Origin of the sequence: Brevibacterium renqingii, from assembly GCF_017808095.1 — a bacterium.
Classification (GTDB): domain Bacteria; phylum Actinomycetota; class Actinomycetes; order Actinomycetales; family Brevibacteriaceae; genus Brevibacterium; species Brevibacterium renqingii.
This window is the reverse complement of record NZ_JADBHG010000002.1, coordinates 190114-214792: the sequence shown is the minus strand read 5'-3', so window position 1 is coordinate 214792 and position 24679 is coordinate 190114. Positions and strand designations below refer to the sequence as shown.

23 protein-coding genes are annotated in these 24679 nt (G+C 67.5%); 11 read left to right on the top strand and 12 right to left on the bottom strand.

The annotated features are described in order from the left end of the window. Window positions 1-24: 24 nt before the first annotated feature. Together IIE29_RS06055 and IIE29_RS06050 are read right to left on the bottom strand one after the other, a co-directional pair. Window positions 25-720: a fasciclin domain-containing protein gene (locus tag IIE29_RS06055; RefSeq protein WP_209324336.1), complete on the bottom strand. Its 696-nt coding sequence runs from the start codon at window positions 718-720 to the stop codon at window positions 25-27. 156 nt (window positions 721-876) lie between these two features. Then, window positions 877-2466: a molybdopterin-dependent oxidoreductase gene (locus tag IIE29_RS06050; RefSeq protein WP_209324335.1), complete on the bottom strand. Its 1590-nt coding sequence runs from the start codon at window positions 2464-2466 to the stop codon at window positions 877-879. A 108-nt stretch (window positions 2467-2574) separates the two neighbouring features. Between IIE29_RS06050 and IIE29_RS06045 the strand changes: the two genes are divergently transcribed. From IIE29_RS06045 to IIE29_RS06035, 3 genes are read left to right on the top strand one after another with little or no spacing between them, the layout of a single operon-like run. After that, window positions 2575-3078, top strand: a complete 504-nt coding sequence (locus IIE29_RS06045) for an OsmC family protein (RefSeq protein ID WP_209324334.1) — start codon at window positions 2575-2577, stop codon at window positions 3076-3078. A 46-nt stretch (window positions 3079-3124) separates the two neighbouring features. Then, window positions 3125-3814 (top strand): trimeric intracellular cation channel family protein, encoded by a 690-nt coding sequence (locus IIE29_RS06040; protein WP_209324333.1) that lies wholly within the window; start codon window positions 3125-3127, stop codon window positions 3812-3814. A gap of 19 nt (window positions 3815-3833) precedes the next feature. Beyond that, window positions 3834-4682 carry a hypothetical protein gene (locus IIE29_RS06035; RefSeq protein ID WP_209324332.1) on the top strand — a complete coding sequence of 283 codons (849 nt, stop codon included), beginning with the start codon at window positions 3834-3836 and terminating at the stop codon, window positions 4680-4682. Window positions 4683-4712: 30 nt separating this feature from the next. On the opposite strand, the gene IIE29_RS06030 is transcribed toward IIE29_RS06035, so the two are convergent. Further along, on the bottom strand, window positions 4713-5135 hold the full coding sequence (locus IIE29_RS06030) for an OsmC family protein (protein ID WP_209324331.1): 423 nt from the start codon (window positions 5133-5135) through the stop codon (window positions 4713-4715). A gap of 66 nt (window positions 5136-5201) precedes the next feature. Between IIE29_RS06030 and IIE29_RS06025 the strand changes: the two genes are divergently transcribed. Both IIE29_RS06025 and IIE29_RS06020 read left to right on the top strand, forming a co-directional pair. After that, complete coding sequence (locus IIE29_RS06025; protein WP_343071813.1) at window positions 5202-6470, top strand: MFS transporter; 1269 nt, start codon at window positions 5202-5204, stop codon at window positions 6468-6470. Continuing rightward, window positions 6467-7243: an MOSC domain-containing protein gene (locus tag IIE29_RS06020; RefSeq protein WP_209324330.1), complete on the top strand. Its 777-nt coding sequence runs from the start codon at window positions 6467-6469 to the stop codon at window positions 7241-7243. Before IIE29_RS06025 ends, IIE29_RS06020 begins: the two co-directional genes overlap by 4 nt. On the opposite strand, the gene kynU is transcribed toward IIE29_RS06020, so the two are convergent. Together kynU and IIE29_RS06010 are read right to left on the bottom strand one after the other, a co-directional pair. Further along, window positions 7236-8585 (bottom strand): kynureninase, encoded by a 1350-nt coding sequence (gene kynU, locus IIE29_RS06015; protein WP_209324329.1) that lies wholly within the window; start codon window positions 8583-8585, stop codon window positions 7236-7238. The two genes, IIE29_RS06020 and kynU, sit on opposite strands and share 8 nt — an antisense overlap. Beyond that, window positions 8582-9976: an APC family permease gene (locus IIE29_RS06010; RefSeq protein ID WP_209324328.1), complete on the bottom strand. Its 1395-nt coding sequence runs from the start codon at window positions 9974-9976 to the stop codon at window positions 8582-8584. The genes kynU and IIE29_RS06010 overlap by 4 nt, the downstream gene beginning before the upstream one ends. A gap of 150 nt (window positions 9977-10126) precedes the next feature. Here IIE29_RS06010 and IIE29_RS06005 point away from each other — a divergent pair, with 150 nt between their 5' ends. Together IIE29_RS06005 and IIE29_RS06000 are read left to right on the top strand one after the other, a co-directional pair. Then, complete coding sequence (locus tag IIE29_RS06005; RefSeq protein WP_343071812.1) at window positions 10127-10612, top strand: Lrp/AsnC family transcriptional regulator; 486 nt, start codon at window positions 10127-10129, stop codon at window positions 10610-10612. Between the two features lie 183 nt (window positions 10613-10795). After that, a complete protein-coding gene (locus IIE29_RS06000; RefSeq protein ID WP_209324326.1) occupies window positions 10796-11353 on the top strand; it encodes an OsmC family protein in 558 nt (185 codons plus the stop codon). 88 nt (window positions 11354-11441) lie between these two features. Here IIE29_RS06000 and recQ read toward each other — a convergent pair whose 3' ends face one another. Together recQ and IIE29_RS05990 are read right to left on the bottom strand one after the other, a co-directional pair. Further along, entirely contained in the window at window positions 11442-13277 is a 1836-nt protein-coding gene (recQ, locus tag IIE29_RS05995) for a DNA helicase RecQ (RefSeq protein ID WP_209324325.1), read from the bottom strand. Between the two features lie 259 nt (window positions 13278-13536). Beyond that, window positions 13537-14748, bottom strand: a complete 1212-nt coding sequence (locus IIE29_RS05990) for an MFS transporter (RefSeq protein ID WP_209324324.1) — start codon at window positions 14746-14748, stop codon at window positions 13537-13539. Between the two features lie 148 nt (window positions 14749-14896). On the opposite strand from IIE29_RS05990, the gene IIE29_RS05985 reads away from it, so the two are divergent. The 3 genes from IIE29_RS05985 (at window position 14897) to otsB (ending at window position 18896) form a co-directional block, all read left to right on the top strand. Beyond that, window positions 14897-15352, top strand: a complete 456-nt coding sequence (locus IIE29_RS05985) for a Rieske (2Fe-2S) protein (RefSeq protein ID WP_209324323.1) — start codon at window positions 14897-14899, stop codon at window positions 15350-15352. A gap of 128 nt (window positions 15353-15480) precedes the next feature. After that, on the top strand, window positions 15481-16215 hold the full coding sequence (locus IIE29_RS05980) for an HdeD family acid-resistance protein (protein ID WP_209324322.1): 735 nt from the start codon (window positions 15481-15483) through the stop codon (window positions 16213-16215). 35 nt (window positions 16216-16250) lie between these two features. Beyond that, window positions 16251-18896, top strand: a complete 2646-nt coding sequence (otsB, locus tag IIE29_RS05975) for a trehalose-phosphatase (protein ID WP_209324321.1) — start codon at window positions 16251-16253, stop codon at window positions 18894-18896. Window positions 18897-19027: 131 nt separating this feature from the next. On the opposite strand, the gene IIE29_RS05970 is transcribed toward otsB, so the two are convergent. The 5 genes from IIE29_RS05970 to IIE29_RS05950 form a co-directional block, all read right to left on the bottom strand. Beyond that, the gene (locus tag IIE29_RS05970; RefSeq protein ID WP_209324320.1) at window positions 19028-19480 is read right to left on the bottom strand and encodes a MaoC family dehydratase; all 453 of its coding nucleotides are present in this window, start codon (window positions 19478-19480) and stop codon (window positions 19028-19030) included. Window positions 19481-19702: 222 nt separating this feature from the next. Further along, complete coding sequence (locus tag IIE29_RS05965) at window positions 19703-20806, bottom strand: M15 family metallopeptidase (protein ID WP_209324319.1); 1104 nt, start codon at window positions 20804-20806, stop codon at window positions 19703-19705. A 216-nt stretch (window positions 20807-21022) separates the two neighbouring features. Beyond that, the gene (locus IIE29_RS05960) at window positions 21023-22309 is read right to left on the bottom strand and encodes a sensor histidine kinase (RefSeq protein WP_209324318.1); all 1287 of its coding nucleotides are present in this window, start codon (window positions 22307-22309) and stop codon (window positions 21023-21025) included. A gap of 4 nt (window positions 22310-22313) precedes the next feature. After that, window positions 22314-23282, bottom strand: a complete 969-nt coding sequence (locus IIE29_RS05955) for a response regulator transcription factor (RefSeq protein ID WP_209324317.1) — start codon at window positions 23280-23282, stop codon at window positions 22314-22316. Next, window positions 23282-24037: a hypothetical protein gene (locus tag IIE29_RS05950; RefSeq protein ID WP_343071811.1), complete on the bottom strand. Its 756-nt coding sequence runs from the start codon at window positions 24035-24037 to the stop codon at window positions 23282-23284. The genes IIE29_RS05955 and IIE29_RS05950 overlap by 1 nt, the downstream gene beginning before the upstream one ends. Window positions 24038-24356: 319 nt before the next feature. Here IIE29_RS05950 and IIE29_RS05945 point away from each other — a divergent pair, with 319 nt between their 5' ends. After that, window positions 24357-24638 carry a hypothetical protein gene (locus IIE29_RS05945; protein ID WP_209324316.1) on the top strand — a complete coding sequence of 94 codons (282 nt, stop codon included), beginning with the start codon at window positions 24357-24359 and terminating at the stop codon, window positions 24636-24638. Window positions 24639-24679: the final 41 nt, after the last annotated feature.

The following is a 24679-nucleotide window of genomic DNA, read 5'->3' as shown; positions in this document are numbered from 1 at the left end:
CCTCTATCGGATGCAGTGCTCCGCTCACTTCTCCGGCATCATCACGGCATCGACCATGTACACGGTGGCATTCGCCGTCTTGACTCCACCGCAGACCAGCTCGGCGTCGTCGAACTTCATGTCCTCGCCCTTACCGGACACCTCGACCTTCGAACCCTCGACGGTCTTGTGTTCGCCGGCGATCTCATCGGGGGAGAGCTGACCGGGGATGACATGGTAGGTCAGCACCTTCGTGAGTTCGTCGGAGTCCTCGGCCAGGGCGTCGAGGTCGTCCTTCGGCACATCGGCGAAGGCGTCGTCGGTCGGGGCGATGACCGTGAACTCGTCGCTGTTGAGCGTGTCGACGAGGTCGACATCCGGGTTGAGTTCGCCCGAGACCGCTTTGGTCAGGGTCGAGAGCATCGGATTGTTCGAGGCCGCAGTGGCGACCGGATCCTCAGCCATGCCCTCGACGGAGCCGGCGCCTTCGGGGTTCTGTTCGGCATAGGAGCTGCAGCCGGAGCCGACGAGGTCGCTGTCCTCCATCGAAGCGTCGCCGGACTCCTCGGGCATCTGGGATTCATTCGAGTCCGCCGGCTGGGACTCGGAACTGCCGGAATCCGAACCGGACTTCTCGCTTCCCGAATCCGAACCCATGCCCGAGCAGCCGCTCAGTGCCATGAGCCCGATCGCTCCGGCCGAGAGAATGGTGGCGGTCCGTGTGCGAAGCAGTGTTTTCATCGTTCTTCTCCTTGTCGACAGTGATGCGTTTCAGGGCACAGCTGTGAAGTCGTCTCCATTGCTCGCTGTGTACTTGGTATTCGCAGCGGATGCGGATGCGGATGGGTGGATCGCCGAAGAGATTTGAGAGACTCATCGTCGAGGCGGTGCCGGTCCTCATTCGACTCGGAACTGGATGTGGTGGTGACCGGTGGCGGAGTTCGGGATCGGGTCCCGGCGCTTGGCAGTCTGCACCGTCCCGTCCTTGTCCGTGGCGCGGACGGTCAGAGTGTGAGAGCCGGGCTCCACCTCGGCGAAATCGGTCCGCCACTGTCGCCACGTGTCGATGGTGACCTCCTCGGCGAGTGCGGCTTCGGTCCAGTCACCGTCGTCGAGGCGGACCTCGACGCTCTCGATCCCCGATCGCTGCGCCCAGGCCGTGCCGCCGACTCGGACGTTCCCGGCGGAGACCGTCGCCAGGGGCTTCGGCACCTCGATTCGGGAGGCGACGAGGATGGGGGCCTGCGCGTCCCAGCCGCGGTCGGTCCAATAGGCGGTCTTCTCATCGAAGCGGGTGACCTCGAGTTCGGTCACCCATTTGGTGGCCGAGACGAAGCCGTAGAGGCCGGGCACGACGAGCCGAGCGGGGAACCCGTGTTCGGGAGGCAGGGGCGCTCCATTCATCCCGACGGCCAGCAGCGCATCGCGCTCATCGGTCAGTGCCGCCAGCGGAGTCGAGGCGGTGAAGCCGTCGAAGGAATGGGACAGCACCATATCGGCATCCTGGCTCGGTCCAGCGCGGCCGAGCAGCTCGCGCACCGGGAAGCCCAACCAGGTGGCAGTGCCGACGAGGTCGCCTCCGACGGGGTTCGAGACGCAGGTGAGGGTGATGTGATGCTCCTCGAGCGGCAGGTCGAGGACGTCTTCCATCGTCAGCGTGACCTCGTTCTCGACCATTCCGTGGATGCGCAGCGACCACTCGACCGGTTCGATGGCCGGCGGAGCGAGCACCGTGTCGATGCGATAGAAGTCCTCGGGATCGGTGACGAAAGGAACCGCTCCCGCGACGTTCGCGCTCGCCGAGGCGGGTATCGCCGGTGCCTTCCTCGCCGGTTCGGGCAGGACCAGCCGCGTGACCGCGGCTCCGGCGTCCTGTGCCAAGGAGGCCACGGTCTGACCGGCGGCGACGGCGGCGGCACCGGCGGCTGCGAGGACGCCGGCGAGGCGGATGAATTGTCGCCGGTCCGCCTGTCCCGCCGCTGCCTCGCCCGTCGACGAGGCGTGTGCCTCTCGAGCCGGTCCGCCGGGACGGTGCGATCCGAGCAGCAGGCGGAAGACGATGAGGCCGAGCACGAGACCGACGAGTGCGGGGACTGCGTCGGCGGGGCGGGCCCCGGGCTGCAGCAGGATCGCCGCGACGGGGACCAGGCCCGCGGCAGTCAGCAGCAGCGTCGCCAGGCGGGTTCTCCGGGCGGAGCCGGTGCCTCCCCGAGCCAGGCTGCCGATGAGTCCCCCGAGGGCGAGTGCGGCCAGACCCGTGCAGGCGATGAGGAAAGGTTTGTCGTTGCGCCCGAGCAGGTCGATGACCGGTTCGACGACCGCCGGGGGTGCCAGCGGGATGAGAGTCTGTCCGAGAGTGAGCAGCGGTGCGGCAGGCGGCCCGAGCGCGCGGGCGAGCAGATCGGCCGCACCGAAGAGGACGAGAGCGGCGGCGATTCCGGCGGCCGCACCTCGGGCGCGGCCTTCCACGTGATGACGTCGGTTCATGACGGTGATTCGGAGCCATGGCCGGAGCGGATGGGCTGGAGCCCGCTTTCTCCGTCCGTTCATCGGATGGTCAGTGACCTCGTCGGTGAGCTGTCGTAGCATGGTGCAATGACTGAGAACCCCGGATACGCCCAACCGCAGGCTCCGAGCGGAGACTCGGACGAGCCGAAGAGCCCGAGTGCTCCCATCTACACCGCGAAGGTCGAGAACCTCGGCGGCACCTCCGGAGAGGTGCGAGTCGATGACGGTCAGACCCTGCCCACGGCACCGACGTCGAACGTCGACCAGGGCAACAACCCCGAACAGTTCCTCGCCATGGCCTGGTCGACCTGCCTCGGCGAGACCCTGAAGGTCGTGCTCGCCGTCAACGAGCTCGAGGCCCTGTCCCGTGTGCGAGTCGAGGTCGAACTGCACAAGGAGGCCTCGGGCAACGGCTTCTACTTCGCACCGCACGCCTTCATCTCCATCGAGGGAGTCTCCGACGAGGACGCGGAGAAGTACGCCGCCCGCGCCCACGCCCGCTGCCCGATCTCGAAGCTGCTCATGGGCAAGGGCACCCCGATCGTCGATATCGAACCGTACAAGAACCCGGACGACTTCCAGCTCAGCTGAGTCCGATCCGTCGGGATTCGGGAACCGGGTGATGTGAGGAGTCGGTATGGAGGCGGATCTGCAGGAAGCCATCTTCCTCGCACTCGACCTCACCGGAACCTTCGTCTTCGCCGTATCCGGAGTGCTGTTGGCCGCCCGGCGCAGCTTCGACATCACCGGTGGGCTGGTGCTCGGGATGATGACCGGCATCGGCGGCGGAATGATCCGTGATGTCCTGCTCGACCGGGTGCCCAATGCGCTCGGCCAGCCCATCTATCTCGCCCCCGCGGTGATCGCGACCCTGCTCGTCTACATCATCGGCACCCATGTCTCCCGCGCCCGGATCTGGATCGTCGCCTTCGACGCGATGGGCCTCGCACTCTTCAGCGTCACGGGTACGACCATCGCGCTGGCGGCCGATGCGAACTATCCCGCCGCGTTGCTCATGGGTGCGCTGACGGCCTGCGGCGGCGGACTCATGCGCGATGCCGTGGCCAGCGAGGATCCGGCGATCTTCCGCGGCACCGACCTCTACCTCATCCCTGCCCTGTTCGGATCCGGTCTGACGCTCCTCGCCGAGGTGGCCGGACTGCTGAACGGCATCACCTCGCTGCTCATCGCGGCCGCCGCCTTCGCCTTCCGCATGCTCGCCTGGAGACTGCAGTGGAGGGTCCCGCAGCCGATGCGGCAGTGGTCCTACCGGGAGACCGGCCGGCGGATGAAGAAGCTGCCCTCGGTGTTCCGGAAGCCTGACTGAGACGTGCGACGATGAAGGCATGAACACGACACCGCCCGAGAATTCCGAGCAGCCGGAGACCGAACCCGTTCCGACATGGTCGCGTGACTTGCGGAGAGTGCTCGGCATCAGCCTCTTCGGAGCCCTGTTCGTGACTCTTTACGTCTGGCTCGCCTCGACCGGCCTCATGCGTGAGAAGGGCTCACTCGACACGCTCGAGGCCGATGCGGTGTGGGCGGGCATCTGCGCCGGCGTGCTGGTCTTCATGTTCCCGTTCCTGTTCTTCGAGATCAAGCGGGTCGACAACGGGTTCCGTCGTGATGGTCTCGTGCCGCTGGTCCTGCTCAGCGTGGGCGGCGGCGGGGTGATCATCACACTGGTGATGATGGTCTGGCCTCTCTTCCTCGGAGACCGGGCACTTCCCGGCACAGTCGCGGCCGAACTGGGCAGCGACCCCGCCAGCGTCCTCCTCGTGCTGTTCTTCGTCATCGCCGGCATGGCGTGGTGCCTGGCCCTGCTGCTGCCGATGATGGTCGGCGGGTACAAGGTCGCTCTGCCCCTGCTCCTGCCCTATCTGGGGACGATCTTCCTCTTCCCCATCGCGGGGGTGAAGATCTTCGAGAACCCGCCGAGCCCCGCGAGCACGGTCATCTGGGCTGGAGCCGCCCTGGCCGGACTGGCGGTGCTGACGATTCTCGCAGATCTGCGCAACATCATCGACCGGCCGAAGCCGCAGACGACCGAGGTCGAGCGGGCCGAGGCCCATCGGCGGTACCAGCAGCTGCGACAGCGGTTCGGCCACACGAACGGCGGACCCCGGCCGGGAATCGATGAGCTGCCGCCGCGACCACCCCACCCGCCGCGACCACCCCACCCGCCGCGGAGGTGACTGCGCGGGGCCGCCTCGGGGAGGTGGGACTCAGTCGCGGCGGATGCTGAAGTCGACGTTCGTGGGATGTTCGACGGTGCGTGAGACCGTGCAGTACTTGTCGTGCGAGAGCCCGACGAGCCGTTCGATGCGCGCATCGGCCTTGCGTCCGTCTTCGTCGTCGGGGAAGGCGAGGTCGAAGTCGAGGTGGACGTTGTCCAGCCGAGATGCGCCGTCCTCATCGAGCTTGTCGGCGGCCGCCGAGACCTCGAAGCGCGTCGGTTCGGTGTGCCGACTGGTGACGGTGTCGACGTCGATCGACGAGCAGCCGGCGACGGCGGCCAGCAGCAGCTCGACGGGCGACATGAGCCCTTCGCCGCGGCCGAATTCAATGCTCGCCCCGCTCGGTGCGGTGGCCCGGTAGTGGTTCTCGGCGATCCTGGTCAGTTCGATGCTGCGGGTGTCTTCACTCATGCATCAATGATGTCAGACTCCCACGTCGGTCATGCCCCGCCTCGGCGAGGGTGTGAGAATGGGTGCGTGAGCGAGAATATCCCCAGTGCCGGCGACGAGTCGGCGGCCCCACGTCGTTTCAGCGTGCTGCGCAGCTGGAAGACCGCACCATACCTGGTCGGATCCGGAACCGCGATGATGGGTGACAACATCGAGCACGTCATCACCTACTGGGTGCTGTGGCAGAAGTTCGAATCCCCGGCGCTCGTCGGCTTCCAGCTCATCAGCCACTGGCTGCCGTTCCTGCTCCTGTCCGTCTACGCGGGCTCCCTGGCGGAGAGATTCGACTGCCGACGACTCATCCAGATCGGCCAGATCATGTTCATGGCCGTCTCCCTGTGCTGGGGCATCCTGTTCCTCACCGATTCCCTGCAGCTGTGGCAGGCGTGCATCCTCCTCGTCATCCACGGGCTCGCCGGGTGCCTGTGGGGGCCGGCGGAGCAGATGATGCTCCACGACTTCGTCGACCGGTCAGAGCTGCCGAGCGCGGTGCGGCTCAACGCGACCTTCCGCAGCCTCGGCATCCTCTTCGGGCCCGTCGTCGGTTCCGCCCTGCTGCTCGGGTTCGGACCGACCTGGGGCATCTTCATCAACATCGTCTTCTACCTGCCGCTGACGCTCTTCCTCATCCGCACCCCGTTCACCGGCCACCTGCGCAGCGGCGGTGTGCGGACGGCCAGGACGACGCTGCTGGCATCGCTCAAGGTGCTCGTGGAGGTCCGCCACAACCGGTCGATCATCGGCATGCTCCTGCTCGCCGCGCTCGCCTCGATCACGATCGGTGCGGTGCTGCAGACCGCGATGCCGGTCTTCGGTGAGATCCTCACCCCGACGGGTGGAGACAGCGACTTCACCTACGGGGTGCTGCTCTTCGCGATGGGCGCCGGCGGAGTGCTCGGCGGATTCGCCCTCGAGGCGACCGGTTGGATCAAGGCGGTCCCCTCCGCGGCGGCGCTGGCGGCCGCGGCCATGGGGCTGAGCGCGGTGATCTTCGCCGTGACTGCGCAGCTGTGGTTGGCGATCATCATGCTCGTGCTGGCCGGGGTCTCGAAGATCACGGCCGAATCCACCGAGATGGCGATCATCCAGCTCGAGGCGCCCGCAGAGATCCGCGGACGCGTCATCGGGTCCTATGCGATGTTCGGGCCCGGCATGCAGACCTTCTCCGGAGTCACCGTCGGTGTGCTCGGCACGATCGCCACGATCCCACAGGCCGTCATCATCGGCGGCACGACCTTGGCCATCGGAGCGGTGGCTATCGGCGCCTACGCCGTGACCGGACGGAGGCTCACATGACCTCATGGTCCGGGGAGAGCCTCGGCGTCGTGTCGGTCGGGTTCGCTCCCGTCAAGGGCACACGGCACGCCCGCCGTCCGGAGGCGCAGTTCGACGCCGAGGGGCCGGTCGGCGACCGCCGTTACTGCCTCGTCGACGTCGAGCGGCGTCAGGTGCTCAAGACCGTCCAGCACCCGAGCCTCCTCGGGGTTACGGCCGAACTGCGCGGGCAGGAGCTGGCCATGACGCTGCCCGACGGCCGATCCGTCTGCGCCGTCCCCGCCACCCACGGTGAGGTTCTCACCTGCGACTACTGGAAGCGCAAGACCGATCTCAGCCTCACACACGGCCCGCACGCCGCACTGCTGTCGATGTGGCTCGGACGTCCCGTGCGTCTGGCCCGGGCCCCTCGGGGAGACATCGTCTTCGATGCACCGGTGTCTATCGTCACCACGGCCTCGATCGGCGAACTCGCCGACCGGGTGTCCCGCCCGGAGCTGATCGACGAGGCGGCCCGATTCCGTGCGACCTTCGTCGTCGACACGGATGCCCCCTTCGCCGAGGAGGCCTGGCAGGGTCGGGAGGTCAGCCTCGTCGGCCCCGACCACGGCGAGGTCCGGGTGCGCATCGGGGCACCGATCCCGCGATGCGCGGTGATCGACCTCGACCCGGTCACCGGTGAGCGGAATGCGCGCCTGCTGAGAGCACTGGCCGACTACCGTCCGGCCAATGAGTTCGGCGAACCCCTCTTCGGGGTCTACGCCGAGATCGTCAGCCGGCCCGGACTCAGGTGACGGCGCCGCGGACCTTGTGCTGCGGAGCGTCCCAGAGCCGATTGTCGAGGATGTCGCGCAGGACCTCGACGGTGTCCCAGACATCGGCGAAGCCGACGTAGAGCGGGGTGAGGCCGAAGCGCAGCACCTCGGGCTCGCGGTAGTCGCCGATGACGCCGCGTTCGATGAGCGCACTCATCACCGCGAATCCCTCGGGGTGGGTGATCGAGACCTGCGAGCCGCGCTGCGCGTGCTCGCGCGGAGTCACGACCTCGACGGGATGATGCGACAGACGCGAATCGACGAGCTCGATGAAGAGATCGGACAGTGCCAGCGACTTCTGCCGCACTGCCGCCATGTCGGCCCGGGAGTGGATGTCGAGACCGACTTCGGCCACGGACATCGAGATGATGCCCTGTGTGCCGGTGAGGTAGCGCCGGATGCCCTCGGCCGGGGTGTAGCTCGGCTCCATCTCGAAGGGCTGCTTGTGGCCCCACCATCCCGACAGCGGCTGTGTGAAGCGTGTCCGCAGAGCCTCGGAGACCCAGACGAACGCGGGGGAGCCCGGACCGCCGTTGAGGAACTTGTAGGTGCATCCGACCGCCATGTCCGCACCCGAGCCGGCCAGGTCGATCTCGAGCGCACCGGCCGAATGGCAGAGGTCCCAGATCGCCAGGGCTCCGCCGGCATGGATCGCCGAGGTCGTCGACTCCATATCGAAGAGGCGCCCGGTGCGGTAGTTGACGTGGGTGAGGACGACGAAGGCCACCTCATCGGTCAGGGCCGTGGGGAACCCGGCGGTCACCTCGGCGTCATCGACGAGGCGGACCTCCCAGCCGTCGCCGAGCTGTTCGGCCAGTCCCTCGAGCATGTAGATGTCGGAGGGGAAGTTCTCCCTCTGGGTGAGGATGACGCGGCGTCCCGGAGCATCGGCGGTCTGGATCTTGCAGGCGGCCGAGGCGGCTTTGAACAGGTTGATCGAGGTCGTGTCGGTCACGACAGTGGCCCCGGCACCGCCCCCGACGAGGCCCGCGACCTTGTCGCCGAGCACGGCGGGCAGGTCGAACCAGCCGGCGTCGTTCCAGGAGCGGATCAATCCGGTGCCCCATTCCTGGGAGATGACGTCCTGGGCCCGCTCGGCGGCTCCCTTCGTCTGTGCGCCGAGGGAGTTGCCGTCGAGGTAGATCGTCTCCGGCGGGAGGACGAACTCATCGCGGAATCCGCGGAGGGGATCGTCGGCATCTCGCTGCGCACAGGCCGCGCGATCGAGCGCATCTGCGCCGACACGGGCCCGTTCGGAAGCGCGAGAGTCAGCAGGGTCAGTGATCGGCTCGGCGTCGCGTCCGTCGTCGAGAGTCGTCATGGTGTCGTCCTTTCGATGCTGTTGTCGTTCAGTCTGGCAGGTTCGTCGGCGTCTGAGTCAGAAGCGGCCTCGCGAGCGGCGAGGATCCTGGCCACGGCCGGGTATCGGAGAGCCATGATGAGGACTCCGATCGCCAGCCACGCCGCCAGCGCGATCCACACCACCGGTGTGAAGTCGGCTGCGAGCAGGGTGATCTGGTAGAGGTTGACCGCCGTGCCGACCACCGTCAGCGCCCAATGCAGCCAGACGGGGATCGAGAAGGGTGCCCGGGCGAGGGCGTCGGGCATGACATAGCGCATGCGCAGGGAGACGATGAGGATGACGATGAGCATGACCTGCACCAGCGCCGAGGCGGCCGTGCCGATGATAGAGATGTCGAGACCGGCGATCGCGGGGACGATGCCGAGGACGAAGAGCGCGGTGAGGATCCGATGCGGAGTGCCGAACCGGGCATTGACCCGTCCGAACGCCGCCGGCAGCCAGCCGTCGTCGGTGGCGGCGACCAGGCCCTTCGACCCCCACAGGAGCTGGGCGTTGAGCGTCGAGACGATCGCGACCATCGCTCCGCCGAGGATGAAGAACACCCACCAACCGTGGGGCATGATCTCTTCGGCCACGACCGACAGGGGCTGATCGGCGACCTCGGCGATGGGAAGGACGCCGACGGCGGGAATCGCGATGAGCACGTAGAGGAGCCCGACGACGAGGGTGCCGCCGATCATCGCCAGAGGGATGTCGCGAGAGGGGTTCTTCATCTCGCGCCCGAGCTCGGCGACGCCGAAGCTGCCCATCGTGGCGAAGGTGAGCAGCGCCGCCGCGGACAGGAGCTGGGTGAAGCCGTGCGGCAGCGGCTCGGGATAGGCGTTCCATTCGATGTGGCCGAAGCCGTTGACGATGAACACGGAGAAGCCGATGAGCATGAGGACCATGAGCCAGACCCCCACCCGCGAGGAGAAGGCGGCGCCCATGAGGTTCGCGATGTAGAAGATGCTGACGATGACGACCGCGACGATGACCGGATCGAAGAAGCCCGAGAGCGAGTGCAGATAGATCCCGGCGGACAGGCCGTAGAGGCTGAGCGCGCACTGCTGCATGAGCGCCATCCACATATTGATGAAACCGAGCCGCGGGTCGACGACCCGTGCGGGCCAAGTGTAGGTCCCGCCGACCGCGGGAAGCGCCGAGGCCATCGCCGCATAGGGGATCGAGACGAGGATGATCGTGACCACTGCGATGATGTAGGCCCAGGGCGTTCCGCCGCCGGTGATTCCGATCGCCACGCCCGTGAGCGAGACGATGCCGCCGCCGATCACCTGATTGATCGTCACACTCAGCGCACCGGGCAGTCCGATCGTGCGTTTGAGCTGGTCCTGATTGAGCTTGGCTGCCACGAGAGTCTCCCGAGTCGTCGTCTTCGCCGATCCGTTCCGCCTCTGCGATGAGGGGCGCGGCGAGCATTCGCGTATGTGCCTCATCCTGGCATGGCATTCGGATATGATGGGCAGAATCCGAACAGAACCGAGGTGAGGACGGGAGATTTCGTGAATGATTCGACACTGATCGCCGATCATCGCTCCGATTCGGCGGATGTTCGGCTCGCCGAGGTGGACCTGGCGATTCTGCGTGAGCTCAGTGCCGACGCTCGGATCTCGAACAAGACCCTTGCCGCGCGCGTGGGGTTGGCGCCATCGACCTGCTCGGGTCGCGTCAGCGCGCTGCGGCAGAGCGGGGTGCTGCGCGGTTTCCACGCCGACATCGACTACGAGAAGCTCGGGCTGAGCGTGTTCGGGATGATCTCCGTGCGCGTGACCCCGGTCGGCCGTTCGCAGCTGCGCAGCGTCATCGACCGGCTGCTCGAGGCGGCCGAGACGCTCGAGGTGTATCAGGTGTCGGGGGAGCGGGATCTCCTCGTTCACGTCGCCTGCGACCATCCGACGGGCCTGCACCGATTCATCGAGCAGAACCTGTCCGATCCGACGATCGCGCACACACAGACGAGTCTTGTGTTCGGCCATCATCGGAAGTGACGGTCTCGCACATACTGATGACGGCGCAGACGATGGCTCGTGTGTCGGCAGATGACGCCGAATGACCCGAAGATGTCGCCGGGAGTCGGAAGCCGACGGAGTCAAGGCGGCCCGTCGGCGGAGATTCCTAGGCTGGGGTCGGCAATCACCCAAGCAATAGCACCGACACCGGGAGGACCCGTCATGACTGCATCCGCCACTGAACTCGACATCGCCGACATCACTGCGCAGGAGCGTGCCGAGCGCCTCGACGCAGCGGGCAGCGCCTGGAATGAGCGTCTGGCCGCCTCGGCGACGAATGGCCGCCTGAAGTTCTCGGCCTCCGGCACGGCCCGCGGGTCAGTGTCTTCGGTGATCACCGCCGGGAAGCACAGCTTCGCCGTCGACGAACCGACCCCGCTGGCCGGCGATGACGCAGCCCCGAACCCCGTCGAATACGCGCTCGGAGCGCTCATCTCCTGCCAGATCGTCGTCTACCGCCTCTACGCCCACAATCTCGGGCTGACCATCGACGAACTCGATGTCACCGCCGAGGGCGACCTCGACGTGCAGGGACTCTTCGGAGCCGATGAGACCGTCCGCCCCGGGTTCTCCGCCGTGCGGGTGTCCGTGAACGTCTCAGGACCCGACGACGCCGAGGACTACCGCAGGCTGCAGGAGACCGTCGATGCCCACTGCCCGGTCTTCGACATCTTCACCAACCCGACGCCGATCGACGTCACCGTGACGAAAGTCGACTGAGGACGAAGGCCGTCACGGTCGGAGAGACGGCTGAGGCGTGGCCGTCGGTCGGAGGGCCGGCTGACGAGTATTCGCCGGCCCTGTCTGATCAGCCCGAATGCGCGGCGAGGACCTCGAGGACGGCCTCTCCGTAGCGGTCGAGCTTCTTCAGGCCCACCCCGCTGATCTGGCCGAGTTCGCTGATCGAGTTCGGCTTCGCCTCGACGACGCCGTAGAGCGTGGCATCGGGGAAGACGACGTAGGCGGGCACACCCTGCTCCTTCGCCTGCTCACCGCGCCAACTGCGCAGAGCTTCGAACAGGGAGGCATCGGCAGGGTCGAGCTCGACCTCGGGGCCGCCTCGGCGGCGTGTTCCTGCTTTCTTCGCGCCCGACTTCTTCACCGGGTCGACGCGCAGTGAGATCTCCTCTTCGCCGCGCAGGACGGGCCCGGCCGCCTCGCCGAGGACGAGCACCCCGTAGTCACCGTGGGACTCGAGCAGCCCGCGGGCGAGCACCTGCCTGATGACGGTCTTCCACTGGCTCTCGGAGAGATCCGCTCCCACACCCCAGACGCTCAGGCTCTCATGATCGGAGGCCCGGGAGCGCTCGTTGTCGTTTCCGCGCAGCACATCGATGACCTGACCGGAACCGAAGCGCTGCCCGCGTTCCCGGTCGAGGCGGATGACCGCCGACAGCAGCTTCTGCACGGCCACGGTCGCGTCCCAGGTCGCCGGCGGCGTGAGGCAGGTATCGCAGTTGCCGCAGGGTGCGGAGTCCTCATCGAAGTAGCGCAGCAGCTGGACGCGCCGGCAGTCGACGGTCTCGCACAGGGCGAGCATCGCATCGAGGTGGCTCATCTGGCGGCGCTTGAACGCCTGGTCGCCCTCACCGGATTCGATGAGGCGGCGCTGGGAGACGACATCGCCGAGGCCGTAGACCATCCATGCGTCCGCGGGCAGTCCGTCGCGACCGGCGCGTCCGGTCTCCTGGTAGTAGCCTTCGACGGATCGAGGCAGGTCGAGGTGGGCGACGAAGCGGACGTCGGGTTTGTCGATGCCCATGCCGAAGGCGATCGTGGCGACCATGACGATGCCGTCCTCGCGGAGGAACCGGGCCTGGTTCTCCGCCCGCACCTCGGCGGGCAGTCCCGCGTGATAGGGCAGGGCGGTGATGCCGCGGGCGGCAAGCGCCTCGGCAAGCTGGTCGACTCCGCGGCGGGAGAGGCAGTAGACGATCCCCGCGTCCCCGGGATGCTCGGTGGTGATGAAGTTCAGCAGCTGCGACCGCGCCGAGGCCTTCGGCTCGATCCGGTAGGTGATGTTCGGCCGGTCGAAGCTCGCCACATAGTGCTCGGCGCCCTGCATGTGGAGCCGCTCGGTGAGTTCGGCGTGGGTGGCCGGTGTCGCCGTGGCGGTCAGCGCGATGCGCGGGACATCGGGGAACCGTTCGGCCAGCACCCCGAGGCCCAGATAGTCGCTGCGGAAGTCGTGGCCCCATTGGGACACGCAGTGGGCCTCGTCGATGGCGAACAGCGAGATCTGCGCCTGCTCGAGCAGCCGCATCGTCCGCGGCAGCACGAGGCGTTCGGGAGCGAGGTAGAGCAGGTCGATCTCACCGGCCAGCAGCTGCTGCTCGACCTGGCCGGCGGTGTCGAGATCGAGGGAGGAGTTGAGGTAGGCGGCGCGCACGCCGAGGTTCTCCAAAGCGGCGACCTGATCGGCCATGAGCGCGATGAGCGGTGAGACGACCACGCCCGTACCTGGTCTGACCAGGCTCGGAACCTGGTAGCACAGGGACTTTCCGCCACCGGTGGGCATGAGGACGACGGCGTCCCCTCCGCCGACGACCTGGTCGACGACGGCCGCCTGCTGACCCCGGAAGTCCTCATAGCCGAAGACATCATGGAGGACGTCGAGGGCGGAGGTCGTGGCTGTGGAGGTCATGCCTCCCACCCTAGTTCACGCACCTGACACGAACATCGTGGTGCCTCGGCCCGGCTGCTGGAGGTCGGGACGGCGCCGGCCGCTGGAGGCCGGGGCGGCTCCGGCGGCTGGAGGCCGGGACGGCTCCGGCGGCTGGAGGCGAGAGGTGGTCGCAATCGGATACTTTGCCGCGAAAAAACTGTCCGAACGCGACCACTTCTCGACGGGCATCATCCGAAGGTGACCACTTCTCGACGGGCACAGCCCTCAGCACCGCTCCTCAGCGGACAGCGAACCTGCGGGCCGCGACGAGGCCGAGCACGGAGACGGCGGCCACCGCGACGGCGAAGATCGTCGTCGCCTCGGCCAGCCCAACCTCGGCGGCGAGGAAGCCGACGCCGATCGCGGGCACGGACATGAACACATAGGAGAGGATGAAGTACGAGGTCGTCGCCTCGGTGCGTCGATCCGGCTCGGTCGCCGAGGTGATCGCCCGCATCCCGGTCATGAACACGAGCCCCTGGCCGACGCCGGCCAGCAGCGCCGAGCCTATGAGGACCGCCAGGGAGCTCAGCGTCAGCGCGAGCACGAGGGCGCCCATGCTCACGATCATCGTCAGGGTGCCGCCGATGATGAGGCGACGATCGCTCAGTCCGCGCAGGAGCAGCTGCGCGGTCGCCGAGGCTCCGAAGAGGAGGAAGACGACGGTGCCGGTGATCGCGGTCGAGGTGATCTGCAGGGTCTGGCCGATGAAGCTCGGCGCGATCGCCGAATACAGCCCGCACACGGCGAAGCCCGTGGTCGCTCCCGGAGCGGCCGCCAGGAACATCCGCCTCGATTCTGACGGGATCCCCGGCAGCTGCAGGCGCACGGCGGCGGGGTTCGCGCGTGTGCGGTCACGGATTAGGGCCAGGGCGAATCCGGCGACGATGAGCATGATCGCGTTGACGAGGAAGGGCGTGAACAGGGGACCGGAGGCGAACCGGGCGAGGAGGCCGGACATGAGGATGCCCAGCCCGAGCCCACCCATGTTCGCGGCTGTCGCCAGGGAACCGGCCAGCCGTTCGCGTCCGGACGGGGCGTTCTCGAGCACGGTGACGGTGGCCGTGGAGGTGAAGATCCCCGCGGCCAGACCCGACAGGACGCGCCCGACGAGCAGCAGGCCCACGTTCGCACCGATGAGGAACAGCACCGCCGAGGCGATCGAGAAGACCACTCCGACCGCGAGGACCGGTCGGCGGCCGAGCCCGTCGGAGAGGCGACCGAAGAGCACGAGGGCGGCGATGACGCCGAGCGCGTAGATCGCGAAGAGCTGCGTGGTGAACGCGGTGCCGAAGTCGAACCGGCCCGCGTAGAGGGGGTAGAGAGGCGTGGGCAGAGTCGTGCCCATCATGACGACGGTGAACACATACGCCGAGGCGGCCAGGCCCCACCCGGAATTCGCGTGGGGTCTCGCGGGCTGCCGATCGTCCGGCGCCGTTTCCTCGGACACTGCCCCACCGCCTTCCTCTCTGGGTCCTGCGCGCCCGCCGATGCGGCTGCGCAGCGAGCCGTGAGCGATTGTACGCTGGAACCCGGGCACCCATGCCCTGATATCGGCATGATGGATTGCGCGCACCCGCGAGAAGGAGCAGATTCCGATGGAGACGAGACCGAACGGCCCCGAGACGGCTGGAACGACCGCGCACCCGAACCGGCGCCGTGTGATGAGGACCGCGGGCGCCGCCGGGACGGTGGCGGTCATCGGTTCCTCGGTGGCGTTCACCTCGGCGTGCTCCTCGGACGAGGAGGAGTCGGCCCCGACGAAGGACGCGAACCTTCCGTCCTCCGACGTGCCCGTCGGATCGGGCACGGTCATCGAGGACACCTATGTCGTGACTCAGCCGAAGGAGGGGGAGTTCTTCGCCTTCTCCTCCGTGTGCACTCACCAGGGCTGCCAGGTCAAGAGGGTCACCGAGGAGGCCATCATCTGCCCCTGCCACTCCTCGAACTTCTCGGTCACCACCGGCGAGGTGCTGTCCGGTCCGGCCGAGGAGCCGCTCCCGCAGTACGAAGTCACCGAGACGGGCGGGACCCTGACGATCAAGGGCAGGTGAGGCGGCCGCCGCCGTCGGCGAACTCTCTCGTCCTCGGCGCGCCAGGACCGGTCGGCCCAGACCGTCGCTCACGGACCGGCGGGGGCTGATCGGACAGACTCAGGCGGGACACCTAGACTGGTGTCGTGATGAGTACCGAAGAACCGCGCACTGAATCCACGTCTCAGCGTTCCGAACCGTCCCCGCAGGCCGTCGCCGCGGCGAAACGGCTCGGTGCGCCCATGATCGTCCGCGGAATCCTCGGCGTCGCCTTCGGGATCGTGACCGTTTTCTGGCCACGCGACGCCGTCAACCCCGCGCAGCTGAGCCTGCCGACCGATGTCGTCGACCACCTCGCGATCGGATACCTCATCCTCTTCGCCCTGGTCCTCGTGTTCCAGGCTGTGCGCTCACCGCTGAATGTGCGCACTGCGGTCTACGGACAGGCCGTCATCGCGGTCCCGGCCATTGTCTTCCTCTTCCTCGCCGACCAGCCCGCCGAACTGCGTGCGGCACTGAGCATCTGGGCCCTGCTCCACGGCGTCCTCGAACTCTGGAGCTGGCGCCAGCTGAAATCTCAGCCCATGGCCTCGGACTTCCTCATCGCCGCGGGAGTCCACGTGCTGCTGGGCATCATCCTCGTCTTCGGCGACGGCATGGAGGCCCTGTCGATCCTCGGCTTCACCGGCGCCGCGACCCTCATCGCCGGCGTGATCCTCATCATCGGCGGCTACTCCCGCCTGAGCAAGGCGCGCCAGCTGGCCCAGCGCGGCGAACTGCCGGAGCCGATCGATCCCGACGCAGCCAACCCCGCCGAGGCGACCGACCGTTCCGCCGATGCCACCGATGACCCTGACGAAACCGCGCCGAAGAACGAGCCCTGAGGGGCACCCGAGGCACTCAAGACACCCGAGGTGAGATGAGCACTGTCGAGCACGAGAGCGTGACCGAGTCCCGATTGGCCTCCATCGCCGCTTCGGTGAGGTCCTCCGAACTGCTGGGCGACCTGGCCGAAGCCAGTCGCGAACTCGACCCGGCGCTGTTCCGGCGCCTGTTCGAGCTCTCCCGTTCCCCGTCCCTGCTGGTGGCCACCGATTACGACGGCACAATCGCGCCGATCGTCGAAATGCCGGGCGAGGCCTTCCCGCTGGAGAGCTCGGTGGATTCGATGCGCGCGCTAGCCCTGCTGCCGGCGACCTCGACCGGCGTGATCTCCGGGCGCAGCCTCCGCGATCTCGCGGCGATGTCGAGGCTGCCTCGCGAGGTCCACCTCTTCGGTTCCCACGGCGGCGAGACGGACACTTTCACCATCAACGCCCTCGACGAGGCGCAGCGGGCGACCCTGGCGGCCTTCCGTGCCGAGCTCACCCGCGTCCTGCCCGACGAGATCATCGAACACAAGACCACCGGCGCGGCCGTCCACCTGCGCGGACTGGACGAGACCGAACGTCTCCGCATCGAATCGGCCGTCGCGGAACTCGCCGCCGCTCACCCGATCCACCCGACGCGAGGCAAGCAGGTCATCGACCTCTCCGTTGTGCCCTCGTCGAAGGCCGAAGCGCTCACTCGGCTGCGGGCCCAGACGGACGTGGAATCCGTCGTGTTCATCGGCGATGACACCGCGGATGAATTCGCGCTCGAGACCCTGGGCGAGAACGACCTCGGGCTCAAGGTCGGCCACGAGTCCGCAGCCACCCACGCGGACTTCCGTCTGCGCTCGCCCGACGAGGTCTCCGTGGTCCTCGGGGCGCTGTTCGAGCTGCGCAAATCCTGGCTCTTCGGCCGTCGGGCCACTCCGATCCAACGGCACAGTCTGCTGGGCAACGGGCAGTCGACCGCGCTCGTCGATCCGTCCGGAAGCATCTGCTGGATGCCGCACCCCCTGCCCCACTCGGCCTCGATGTTCTCCGAGATCCTCGGTTCGGAGACGGCCGGCTTCTTCGCCGTCGCCCCCGCCTCGGGAGCTGCGCCCCTGACCCAGCGCTACATCGGCAATTCGACCCTGCTCGAGACGCGGTGGGCGGGCCTGAACTGCATCGACTACCTCGCTCCGGTCGACGGGTACAGCGATGACACGATCGTCGTGCGCGTGCTCACCGGAGACGTGCCCGTCCGGATCCGCTTCGCGCCTCGCCTCGACTATGCGACGGTGCCCACGCGCATGGCCAGGACCGACGAGGGCGTGCAGGTCCTCGGCACCTCGGAGCCGATCGAACTCTACGGTCCCGGGATCGACTTCGAACTCGTCGAGACCGGTGACTCCCACACCGCCGAGGCGACCGTCGTGCCCTCGCAGCAGCCCGACGGCCGGGTCGTGCTCGTCCTCGCCTGCGGAACGGGCACCGGCGATGCCGGCTTCATGGCCACCGGGGGAGAGCACTATGTGCGCGAGCGGGCCCTGAACTTCTGGACCAACTGGGTCGATACGCTCACCCTGCCGGCACATCACCGCGAGGAGGTCATCCGTTCGGCGATCACCCTGCGCGCGCTGTGCCACGAACCGACCGGGGGAGTGCTCGCCGCGCCCACGACCTCTCTGCCCGAGGGCATCGGCGGCGTCCGCAACTGGGACTACCGCTACACCTGGCTGCGCGATGGTTCGATGACCGTGCGCGCTCTCCTCGCCCTCGGATCGACCGGCGAGGCCGAGGGCTTCCTGACCTGGCTGTCAGGGGTGCTGGCCCGCACGGTCTCGCCCGAACAGCTCCACCCGCTCTACGCCGTGGACGGATCGGCGCTGACCACCGAGGCGGTGCTGGCCCACCTGCCCGGATACGCCGGGTCCCGGCCGGTGCGCGTGGGCAACGCCGCCGAGCATCAGGTGCAGCTGGACGTGTTCGGCCCGGTCACGGAGCTGCTCGACGAACTCAGCGACCACCTCGGCGAGCTGCCCGAGAACTATTGGCTGCTCACCTGTCAGATGGTCGAGGCCGTGGGCAAACGGTGGTTCGAACCCGATCACGGCATCTGGGAGGCCAGACGGCCGCCCAAGCACAATATCTACACGCGAGTGATGTGCTGGGTGACGGTCGATCGGGCCCTGCGGATCGCGCACCGTTTCGGTCGGGAACCGCGCGGTGCGTGGCGGCAGCTGCGCGAGGAGATCGCCCAGGATGTGCTCACCTACGGCTTCAACGAGGAAGTCGGCGCCTTCACCGTCGCCTACGGCGAGACGGACCTCGATTCGGCGGCTCTGTTCGTCGGGCTCTCGGGTCTGCTGGAGGCCGATGATCCGCGCTTCGTGTCCACCGTCGACGCGATCGAGAGGGAGCTGCGGGTCGGGCCCACGGTCTTCCGCTACCGCTACGACGACGGGATGCCGGGGCTGGAGGGCGGATTCCACATCTGCACGACGTGGCTCATCGAGGCCTTCATCAAGGTCGGCCGCATCGATGACGCCTGGGATCTGTTCCGTCAGGTGAACAACCTGCTCGGCCCGTCCGGGCTGCTGTCGGAGGAGTACGATCCCGTCGCCGAGGAGCACCTGGGCAACCACCCCCAGGCGTACTCCCACCTCGGCTACATCCGGGTCGCGCAGCTGCTCGACGAGCATCGTCCGAGCTGAGCACGGCATAGAGAAACGGGTCGCGCGTCGAAACACGCGGGACGCCTGCGTTTCTCGATATGCAGCCCGTTTCTCGACGCGAAACCCGTCTTTCGACACGCAGCCCGTCTCTCGGCGGGAGCGTCGCAGTCTCACTCGACGAGGAGGGTGACCACCTCGGCGATGCATGCGGGGCGTTCCTGGCCGTCGATCTCGATCGTGTGAGCGAGGATGACCTGTGTGCCCTTCTCCCCGCGGATGACGTCCTTGATCTCGATCTTCCCGCGCAGGCGCGAGCCGACGACGACGGGCTGGAGGAAGCGGACCTTGTTGAGGCCGTAGTTGACGCGGATGGAGACGCCTTCGATGCTGAAGACCTCTGAGGAGAACTTCGGGATGAGCGAGAGGGTGAAGAAGCCGTGGACGATGGTCGCGCCATAAGGGCCCTCGGCCGCGCGGGCTTCGTCGACGTGGATCCACTGGTGGTCGGCGGTGACATCGGCGAAGGTGTTGATGGCGTCCTGGTCGATCGTCGTCCACTCGGAGACGCCGAGCTCCTGACCGATGAGCGATTCGATCTCGTCGATGCCGTTGATGGTGCGCATATGAGGTCCTCCTTGACTGAGCGGACATTCGATTGAAAAGTGTCCTCTCAGGCATCATACGCGGGCGACCGGCAGGGGCCGCCAGTCCGTCCGGACTGCGAGTCGCAGATGTGCCGCTGCCCCGCCTCTCTCGCCGAGGTGGCTGGACCGTCCCGACGGCTGCGGCGACTTCGAATCCGCATCCGCCCGGGTCCCTTCCGGCTGCCTGCAGCTTGTCGCGGTTCAGTTGCCCTTGATCGAGCCCCGAGCGGGCGTGTACTCCCAGTGCCAGGGCTCGTACATGCTCGACTTCGCCCAGTCGGGATTCTCCCAGCCGTATTCGGCGCCGTGCTCGACGAGCCAGCTCCAGGCTCCGGACTTCGCTTCGACGCCGCCGCCGAGGTCGAGGGCGATGCCCCAGCCGTGCAGCGAGGTGCCCGGCTTGGCGGCCAGTCCCGGCTTGCGACCGGCGACCGAGACCTGCCCGGCCATGTCACGGTAGGAGTCGGTGATCTCGAGCTCCTTGCCCGTGTCCTTCTTGTACGCGGCGTTCATCTTCGCGAAGGAGACCGCGGCATCGGCACGCAGACGGTGATCCTCCTTGCCGAGGTCGCACAGCCATTCCTCGGGCAGCTCGCCGTTCCCGGCGGACCGGTCGAAGTTCTGCTTCGCATCGCAGCCGGGCAGCGCGCTCTTCTCGATGGCGCGGGACGCGGCTTCGACGTTCTTCTGCTTCGCGCTCGGGGCACCGATCTCGATCGACGACTTCCCCTTCGTCTCCGGCACGTCGGCGCTGACCTTTTCCGGGCTGATCGCCGCGGGCTCACCGGCGGCGTTCGGATCGGTCTTGACCTCGGCCCCGCCGAGGTTGTTGACGAGCATGGTCACCGCAGTTGCGGCACCGGCCACGGAGACCGCGGCCAGTGTCGAGGCGGTCCGCAGCTTCCGCTTGCGCACGCTCTTCAGAAGAGTGCCGTCGGAGCCGCGGCGTTCGGCGATGTCGGCACTGACGCGTCGCGGCGACTGGCCGGCAGTGGAGCCGAACGTGGAAGCCGACCCTGCTTCGGCCCTCTCGCGGGCCATCGCGGCCCGGCGCGGGGAGACTCCTGCGGCCTGGGCTTCGGCGGCTATCGCTGCCCGCCTGGTCGGCAGAGGGGCGGAGGCAGAAGACCCATGGGAGGCCGGTGAATCGGCCGGTTCAACCGTCGCCGACGCGGTCGGTGCCGAGGCTTCTGCGGCGGAAGCGCTGCGCTTGGGCGCGCGTCCGCGGGTGAAGGGGGCCGATCGCCGCCGGTGCAGATCCCGTCGACGCACCGGTGTCTCTGTGGTCGAGGATGGCTCTGACATAACTCTCCGTGTGTTTCGCTGACTTGTCGAAGGCTGTCGGCCTCTCCGACCGCTTCAACACAACATCACAAAAGTGTAACGGCCATATATAGAAACTGTCATATTTAAGTGACGAGTCGCACGATTTCCGCGGAATCCGTTCGGGCGTGAAGGGGCGGCGAAACGAAGTCGCTCCTGGTCAGAGCCCTATCGTGACGGAGAGTCGCCTCGGCGAGGCTACCCGCTCTTGCTGTCGATGTATTGTCTCAGCGCGCGTTCCTGGGCCTCTTCGCTGGGGAAGATCACCTCGGTGCGGGCGCCGCCCGTGACCGAATCGTTGCTGAAGATGAGCTTGATGCCGAGCAGGCGGGCCTGGCCCTGAGCGATGACGAGGCCGAGTCCCATTCCGCCGCCGCCGGCGGAGACGAAGCGGGTCGGGCCGGTGTTGACGATGTCGGGCGGGTAGCCGGGGCCCGAATCGGTGATGATGATGCTGCGGGTGCTCGTCTCCAGGCGGATCGGGTCGCCGCCGTGCTTGATGGCGTTGACGAGCAGATTCGAGATGATGCGCTCGAAACGGCGCACATCGGTGACCAGCGTCGAGTTCAGGGCCGCCAGCTGCGTGTCGATCGTATGTCCGGCCAGAGCCCCGGAGGCCTCCATGGTGCCCAGCAGCGAACGGATCGCCTGATCGACGTCGACCCGGGAGAACTCGGGATTCGCTCGGCCGGCATCGAGGCGGGAGACCTCGAGGAGGTCCTCGACGAGGATCTGCATGCGCTGCACCCGGTCCTTGACGAGCTCGGCCGGCCGGGAGTCCTCCTCGAGCAGGTTCGCCGCGTTGACCAGACCGGTCAGCGGGGTCCGCATCTCATGGGCGAGATCGGCGGTGAAGCGCTGCTCGGAGTCGATGCGCTCGGTCAGTCGGGCGACCGCGGTGTCCACGGCCGTGGCGAAGGCCCAGACCTCCTGATCGGATTCGTCGATGACGTCGGCGATGCGCGTGCTCGTGTCCCCGCCGGCGATCTTTCGGGCGGCCTGCGCGCCGAGGGTGAGGCGGCGGGAGATCCGTCCGGCCACGATGGAGCCGACGCCGCCGACGACGAGGGCGGATCCGATCATGCCCACCAGCAGGGCTTGGTCGATGCGGCCGATGAGCTCCTGACTGTCCTTCGTCGAGGCACGCACGGAGATCACCTCGGTGTAGGTGCCGACCTCGATCGGGGCCGCGGCCCAGACGATCTCCTCACCGTCGACCTCGGAGCGGATCGTCACGCTCTGGCCCTTGAGCGCCGCGCTGCGGGCGTCCTTGGGAAGCTGCGGATCATCGATGCGAGCATTGAGGGTGAGCACCCCCGTCTCGGAGAAGATGGCGGTCGCGTTCGTCAGCTGCTCAGTCACCGTCGAGCGCATCCGGTCGTCCTCGGCGCGGGCCGCGGACTGGCGGAGCACGATCGAGCAGGAGAGGACGGCGATGATCACCGAGGCGACGATGAGCAGAGAGATCTTCCAGCGCAGCGACATGCGTTCAGCCTGCGAAGCGGTAGCCGAATCCGCGGACGGTTTCGATCATGCTCGCCCCGATCTTCTTGCGCAGGCGCTGGATGTGGACGTCGACGACACGGGAGTCGCCGGCCCATTCATAGCCCCAGACGGTGAAGGCGATCTTCTCGCGGGAGTACACGTGTTCGGGCTGTTCGGTCAGCAGCAGGAGGACGCGCAGCTCGGTGGGGGTGAGGTGGACCTCCTCGCCGTCGATCTCCACGGTCAGGCGGCCGGTGTCGAGGACGAGCGAACCGAGGCGAGTGCGGAAGGGGCCGAGCCCATCGCCGCCTGCCACCGCACCGGACTGCACCGACGGGGTGCCGGTCGGGCGCGGAGGGACACCGGAGTCACCGCCGATGGCGTCTTCGTCATCGGCCTCCTCGGGGCCGGTGGTGAACTTCCCGCCCGCACCGAGGTACGTGTCATCGGACTCGAGCTGGGCGCGCAGACGGTCTCGCGTGTCCATCCCCGGGCTGGCCCCGAGCACCTCGGGGATGCCGTCGCCGGTGACCATGCCGCCGGGGCCGATGACGGTCTCGTGCTCATCGGCCGCCTCGGGGGCGGGGGAGTAGCCGAGCTTGTCGGTCCCGGTGGTGATGAAGCGACGGACGACGGCGCGGATGCGCGCGTTGAGGACCTGCATGTCGAATGGCTTGGTGAGGTAGTCGTCGGCTCCGGCCTCGAGGGCCTGGACGATGTCGATGGCATCGGAGCGGGCGGAGATGATGATGATCGGGATCGTCGACCGCTCACGCACGGCCCGGCAGATGGAGGCGCCGTTCATCGTCGGCAGCATGAGGTCGAGGAGGAGGACGTCGGCGCCGTGGGCGGAGACGAATTCGTACCCCTCACGGCCGTCGGCGAAGGCCGAGACCGTGTAATCGAAGCGTTCGAGCCCGATCTGGGTCGTTTCCCGGATGACCTCGTCATCCTCAACCAGAACAATATGCATTACGTTTCTCCATTAAGCCGCGTGAAGCGTTGACCCGGTTCAAACCTACCGTCGTGCAGGCGGAAGACCTGCACCGACCACCCCGAAGGGCAACAGGCATCGTCGCCGTCGGCGAACATCGCCTCCTGCACCACCAGTGTCCCATTCTTGCCCGGACTGAGCGTGAGCTGATTGCCGGTGGCGATGAGCTCGAGCCGGGGTTCGCCGTCGTGCTTGCTGATGACAGCGCCCGCGATGACCTCGTCCCTCTGCTTCGGATTCGCCACCGTTACGACCTGGAACTTCTTGTCGTCGCTGAGGAACGGAGTGGAGAACTTCAGGCACTTCTCACAGTCGGCGACGACCTTCGCCGACTCCGAGGCGCTGCCGGTGACCGCCACACCCGAGGACTTCTCGATGGTCCTGCGGATCTCATCGAGGGAGAACGGTTCGTTCGGCGGACCGGCGTCGGTGTTGTCAGGGGCGAAGAGGGAAGGGGAGGGATTGCCCTCGGGAGAGACCTTGAGGCCGCGGTCGGGCCCGCACGCGGTGGCCGCGAACGCCACGACGGCGATGAGCAGAAGGGCTGCGAAGGCGCGCAGACCGCTGCGGCCGGTGTTCGTGCGCCCGGGGACGGTGCGAGGGGTGCCGGCGCAGCAATCGCGACCAGGCGGGATGCGGGGGATGTCGGAGCAGCAATCGCGACCAGGCAGGGCCTGGCCGGTGCGAAATGGGCGCGACGCCTCCCCGGAGGCGTGTCGAGAGGGGATTGACACACACTCATTTTTGCCTGTTCCGGGCCTGTAGTCCACCTGATCGACCGCCGAGGCGAGTCGGATCCCACCCGCATGACCAGCGGTCGAGCGCCGTTCAGGCTTCTCAAGGCGGCTTGTGCCGACCTCGCTCGAGGTGCGCATCCACTTCGCGCGAGATGTGCATCGACCTCGCGCGAGTCGCGGGGGCCGCTCGCGTCCCAGGGATCACTCCGGTGGGGACGGGGCGCCCGCCGCGGCGGGATGAAGGGGCATCGAGGGGCGGCTGTGATCTCAGGCACGGACGGGGCCGGCTCTCAGCTGGGGCCGGTAGACTGGGGGCATGGCGCCAACGAACACCCCGAAGAAGAAGTCCTCAGGCGGCAAGCCCACGAGCACCGTTTCGTACAAGGACGCGATCAAGGTCGGCGTCTTCTGCGGCATCGCGACCCTGATCCTCGCCCTCATCGTCACTCGTGCTTGGCAGGACGGCCGAGCCTTCGGCTACGCATTCATCTACGCCGGCGCAGCCTTCGTGGTGGTGGCCGGCTTCGCAAGCTACCTCAATTGGGTGATGCGCAAGGACACGCAGAACAAGGACCAGTCCTACCCCGTCCTCAAGTAAGCAGCCCGTGCTCAAGGAGCACGGCAGAGGCAGCGGCGCTC

What these genes read in the sequence shown, in the direction of transcription:
- IIE29_RS06055 (WP_209324336.1), bottom strand. Translation starts at nt 720, where the DNA reads ATGAAAACACTGCTTCGCACACGGACCGCCACCATTCTCTCGGCCGGA.
- IIE29_RS06050 (WP_209324335.1), bottom strand. Translation starts at nt 2,466, where the DNA reads ATGAACCGACGTCATCACGTGGAAGGCCGCGCCCGAGGTGCGGCCGCC.
- IIE29_RS06045 (WP_209324334.1), top strand. Translation starts at nt 2,575, where the DNA reads ATGACTGAGAACCCCGGATACGCCCAACCGCAGGCTCCGAGCGGAGAC.
- IIE29_RS06040 (WP_209324333.1), top strand. Translation starts at nt 3,125, where the DNA reads ATGGAGGCGGATCTGCAGGAAGCCATCTTCCTCGCACTCGACCTCACC.
- IIE29_RS06035 (WP_209324332.1), top strand. Translation starts at nt 3,834, where the DNA reads ATGAACACGACACCGCCCGAGAATTCCGAGCAGCCGGAGACCGAACCC.
- IIE29_RS06030 (WP_209324331.1), bottom strand. Translation starts at nt 5,135, where the DNA reads ATGAGTGAAGACACCCGCAGCATCGAACTGACCAGGATCGCCGAGAAC.
- IIE29_RS06020 (WP_209324330.1), top strand. Translation starts at nt 6,467, where the DNA reads ATGACCTCATGGTCCGGGGAGAGCCTCGGCGTCGTGTCGGTCGGGTTC.
- kynU (WP_209324329.1), bottom strand. Translation starts at nt 8,585, where the DNA reads ATGACGACTCTCGACGACGGACGCGACGCCGAGCCGATCACTGACCCT.
- IIE29_RS06000 (WP_209324326.1), top strand. Translation starts at nt 10,796, where the DNA reads ATGACTGCATCCGCCACTGAACTCGACATCGCCGACATCACTGCGCAG.
- recQ (WP_209324325.1), bottom strand. Translation starts at nt 13,277, where the DNA reads ATGACCTCCACAGCCACGACCTCCGCCCTCGACGTCCTCCATGATGTC.
- IIE29_RS05985 (WP_209324323.1), top strand. Translation starts at nt 14,897, where the DNA reads ATGGAGACGAGACCGAACGGCCCCGAGACGGCTGGAACGACCGCGCAC.
- IIE29_RS05980 (WP_209324322.1), top strand. Translation starts at nt 15,481, where the DNA reads ATGAGTACCGAAGAACCGCGCACTGAATCCACGTCTCAGCGTTCCGAA.
- otsB (WP_209324321.1), top strand. Translation starts at nt 16,251, where the DNA reads ATGAGCACTGTCGAGCACGAGAGCGTGACCGAGTCCCGATTGGCCTCC.
- IIE29_RS05970 (WP_209324320.1), bottom strand. Translation starts at nt 19,480, where the DNA reads ATGCGCACCATCAACGGCATCGACGAGATCGAATCGCTCATCGGTCAG.
- IIE29_RS05965 (WP_209324319.1), bottom strand. Translation starts at nt 20,806, where the DNA reads ATGTCAGAGCCATCCTCGACCACAGAGACACCGGTGCGTCGACGGGAT.
- IIE29_RS05960 (WP_209324318.1), bottom strand. Translation starts at nt 22,309, where the DNA reads ATGTCGCTGCGCTGGAAGATCTCTCTGCTCATCGTCGCCTCGGTGATC.
- IIE29_RS05955 (WP_209324317.1), bottom strand. Translation starts at nt 23,282, where the DNA reads ATGCATATTGTTCTGGTTGAGGATGACGAGGTCATCCGGGAAACGACC.
- IIE29_RS05945 (WP_209324316.1), top strand. Translation starts at nt 24,357, where the DNA reads ATGGCGCCAACGAACACCCCGAAGAAGAAGTCCTCAGGCGGCAAGCCC.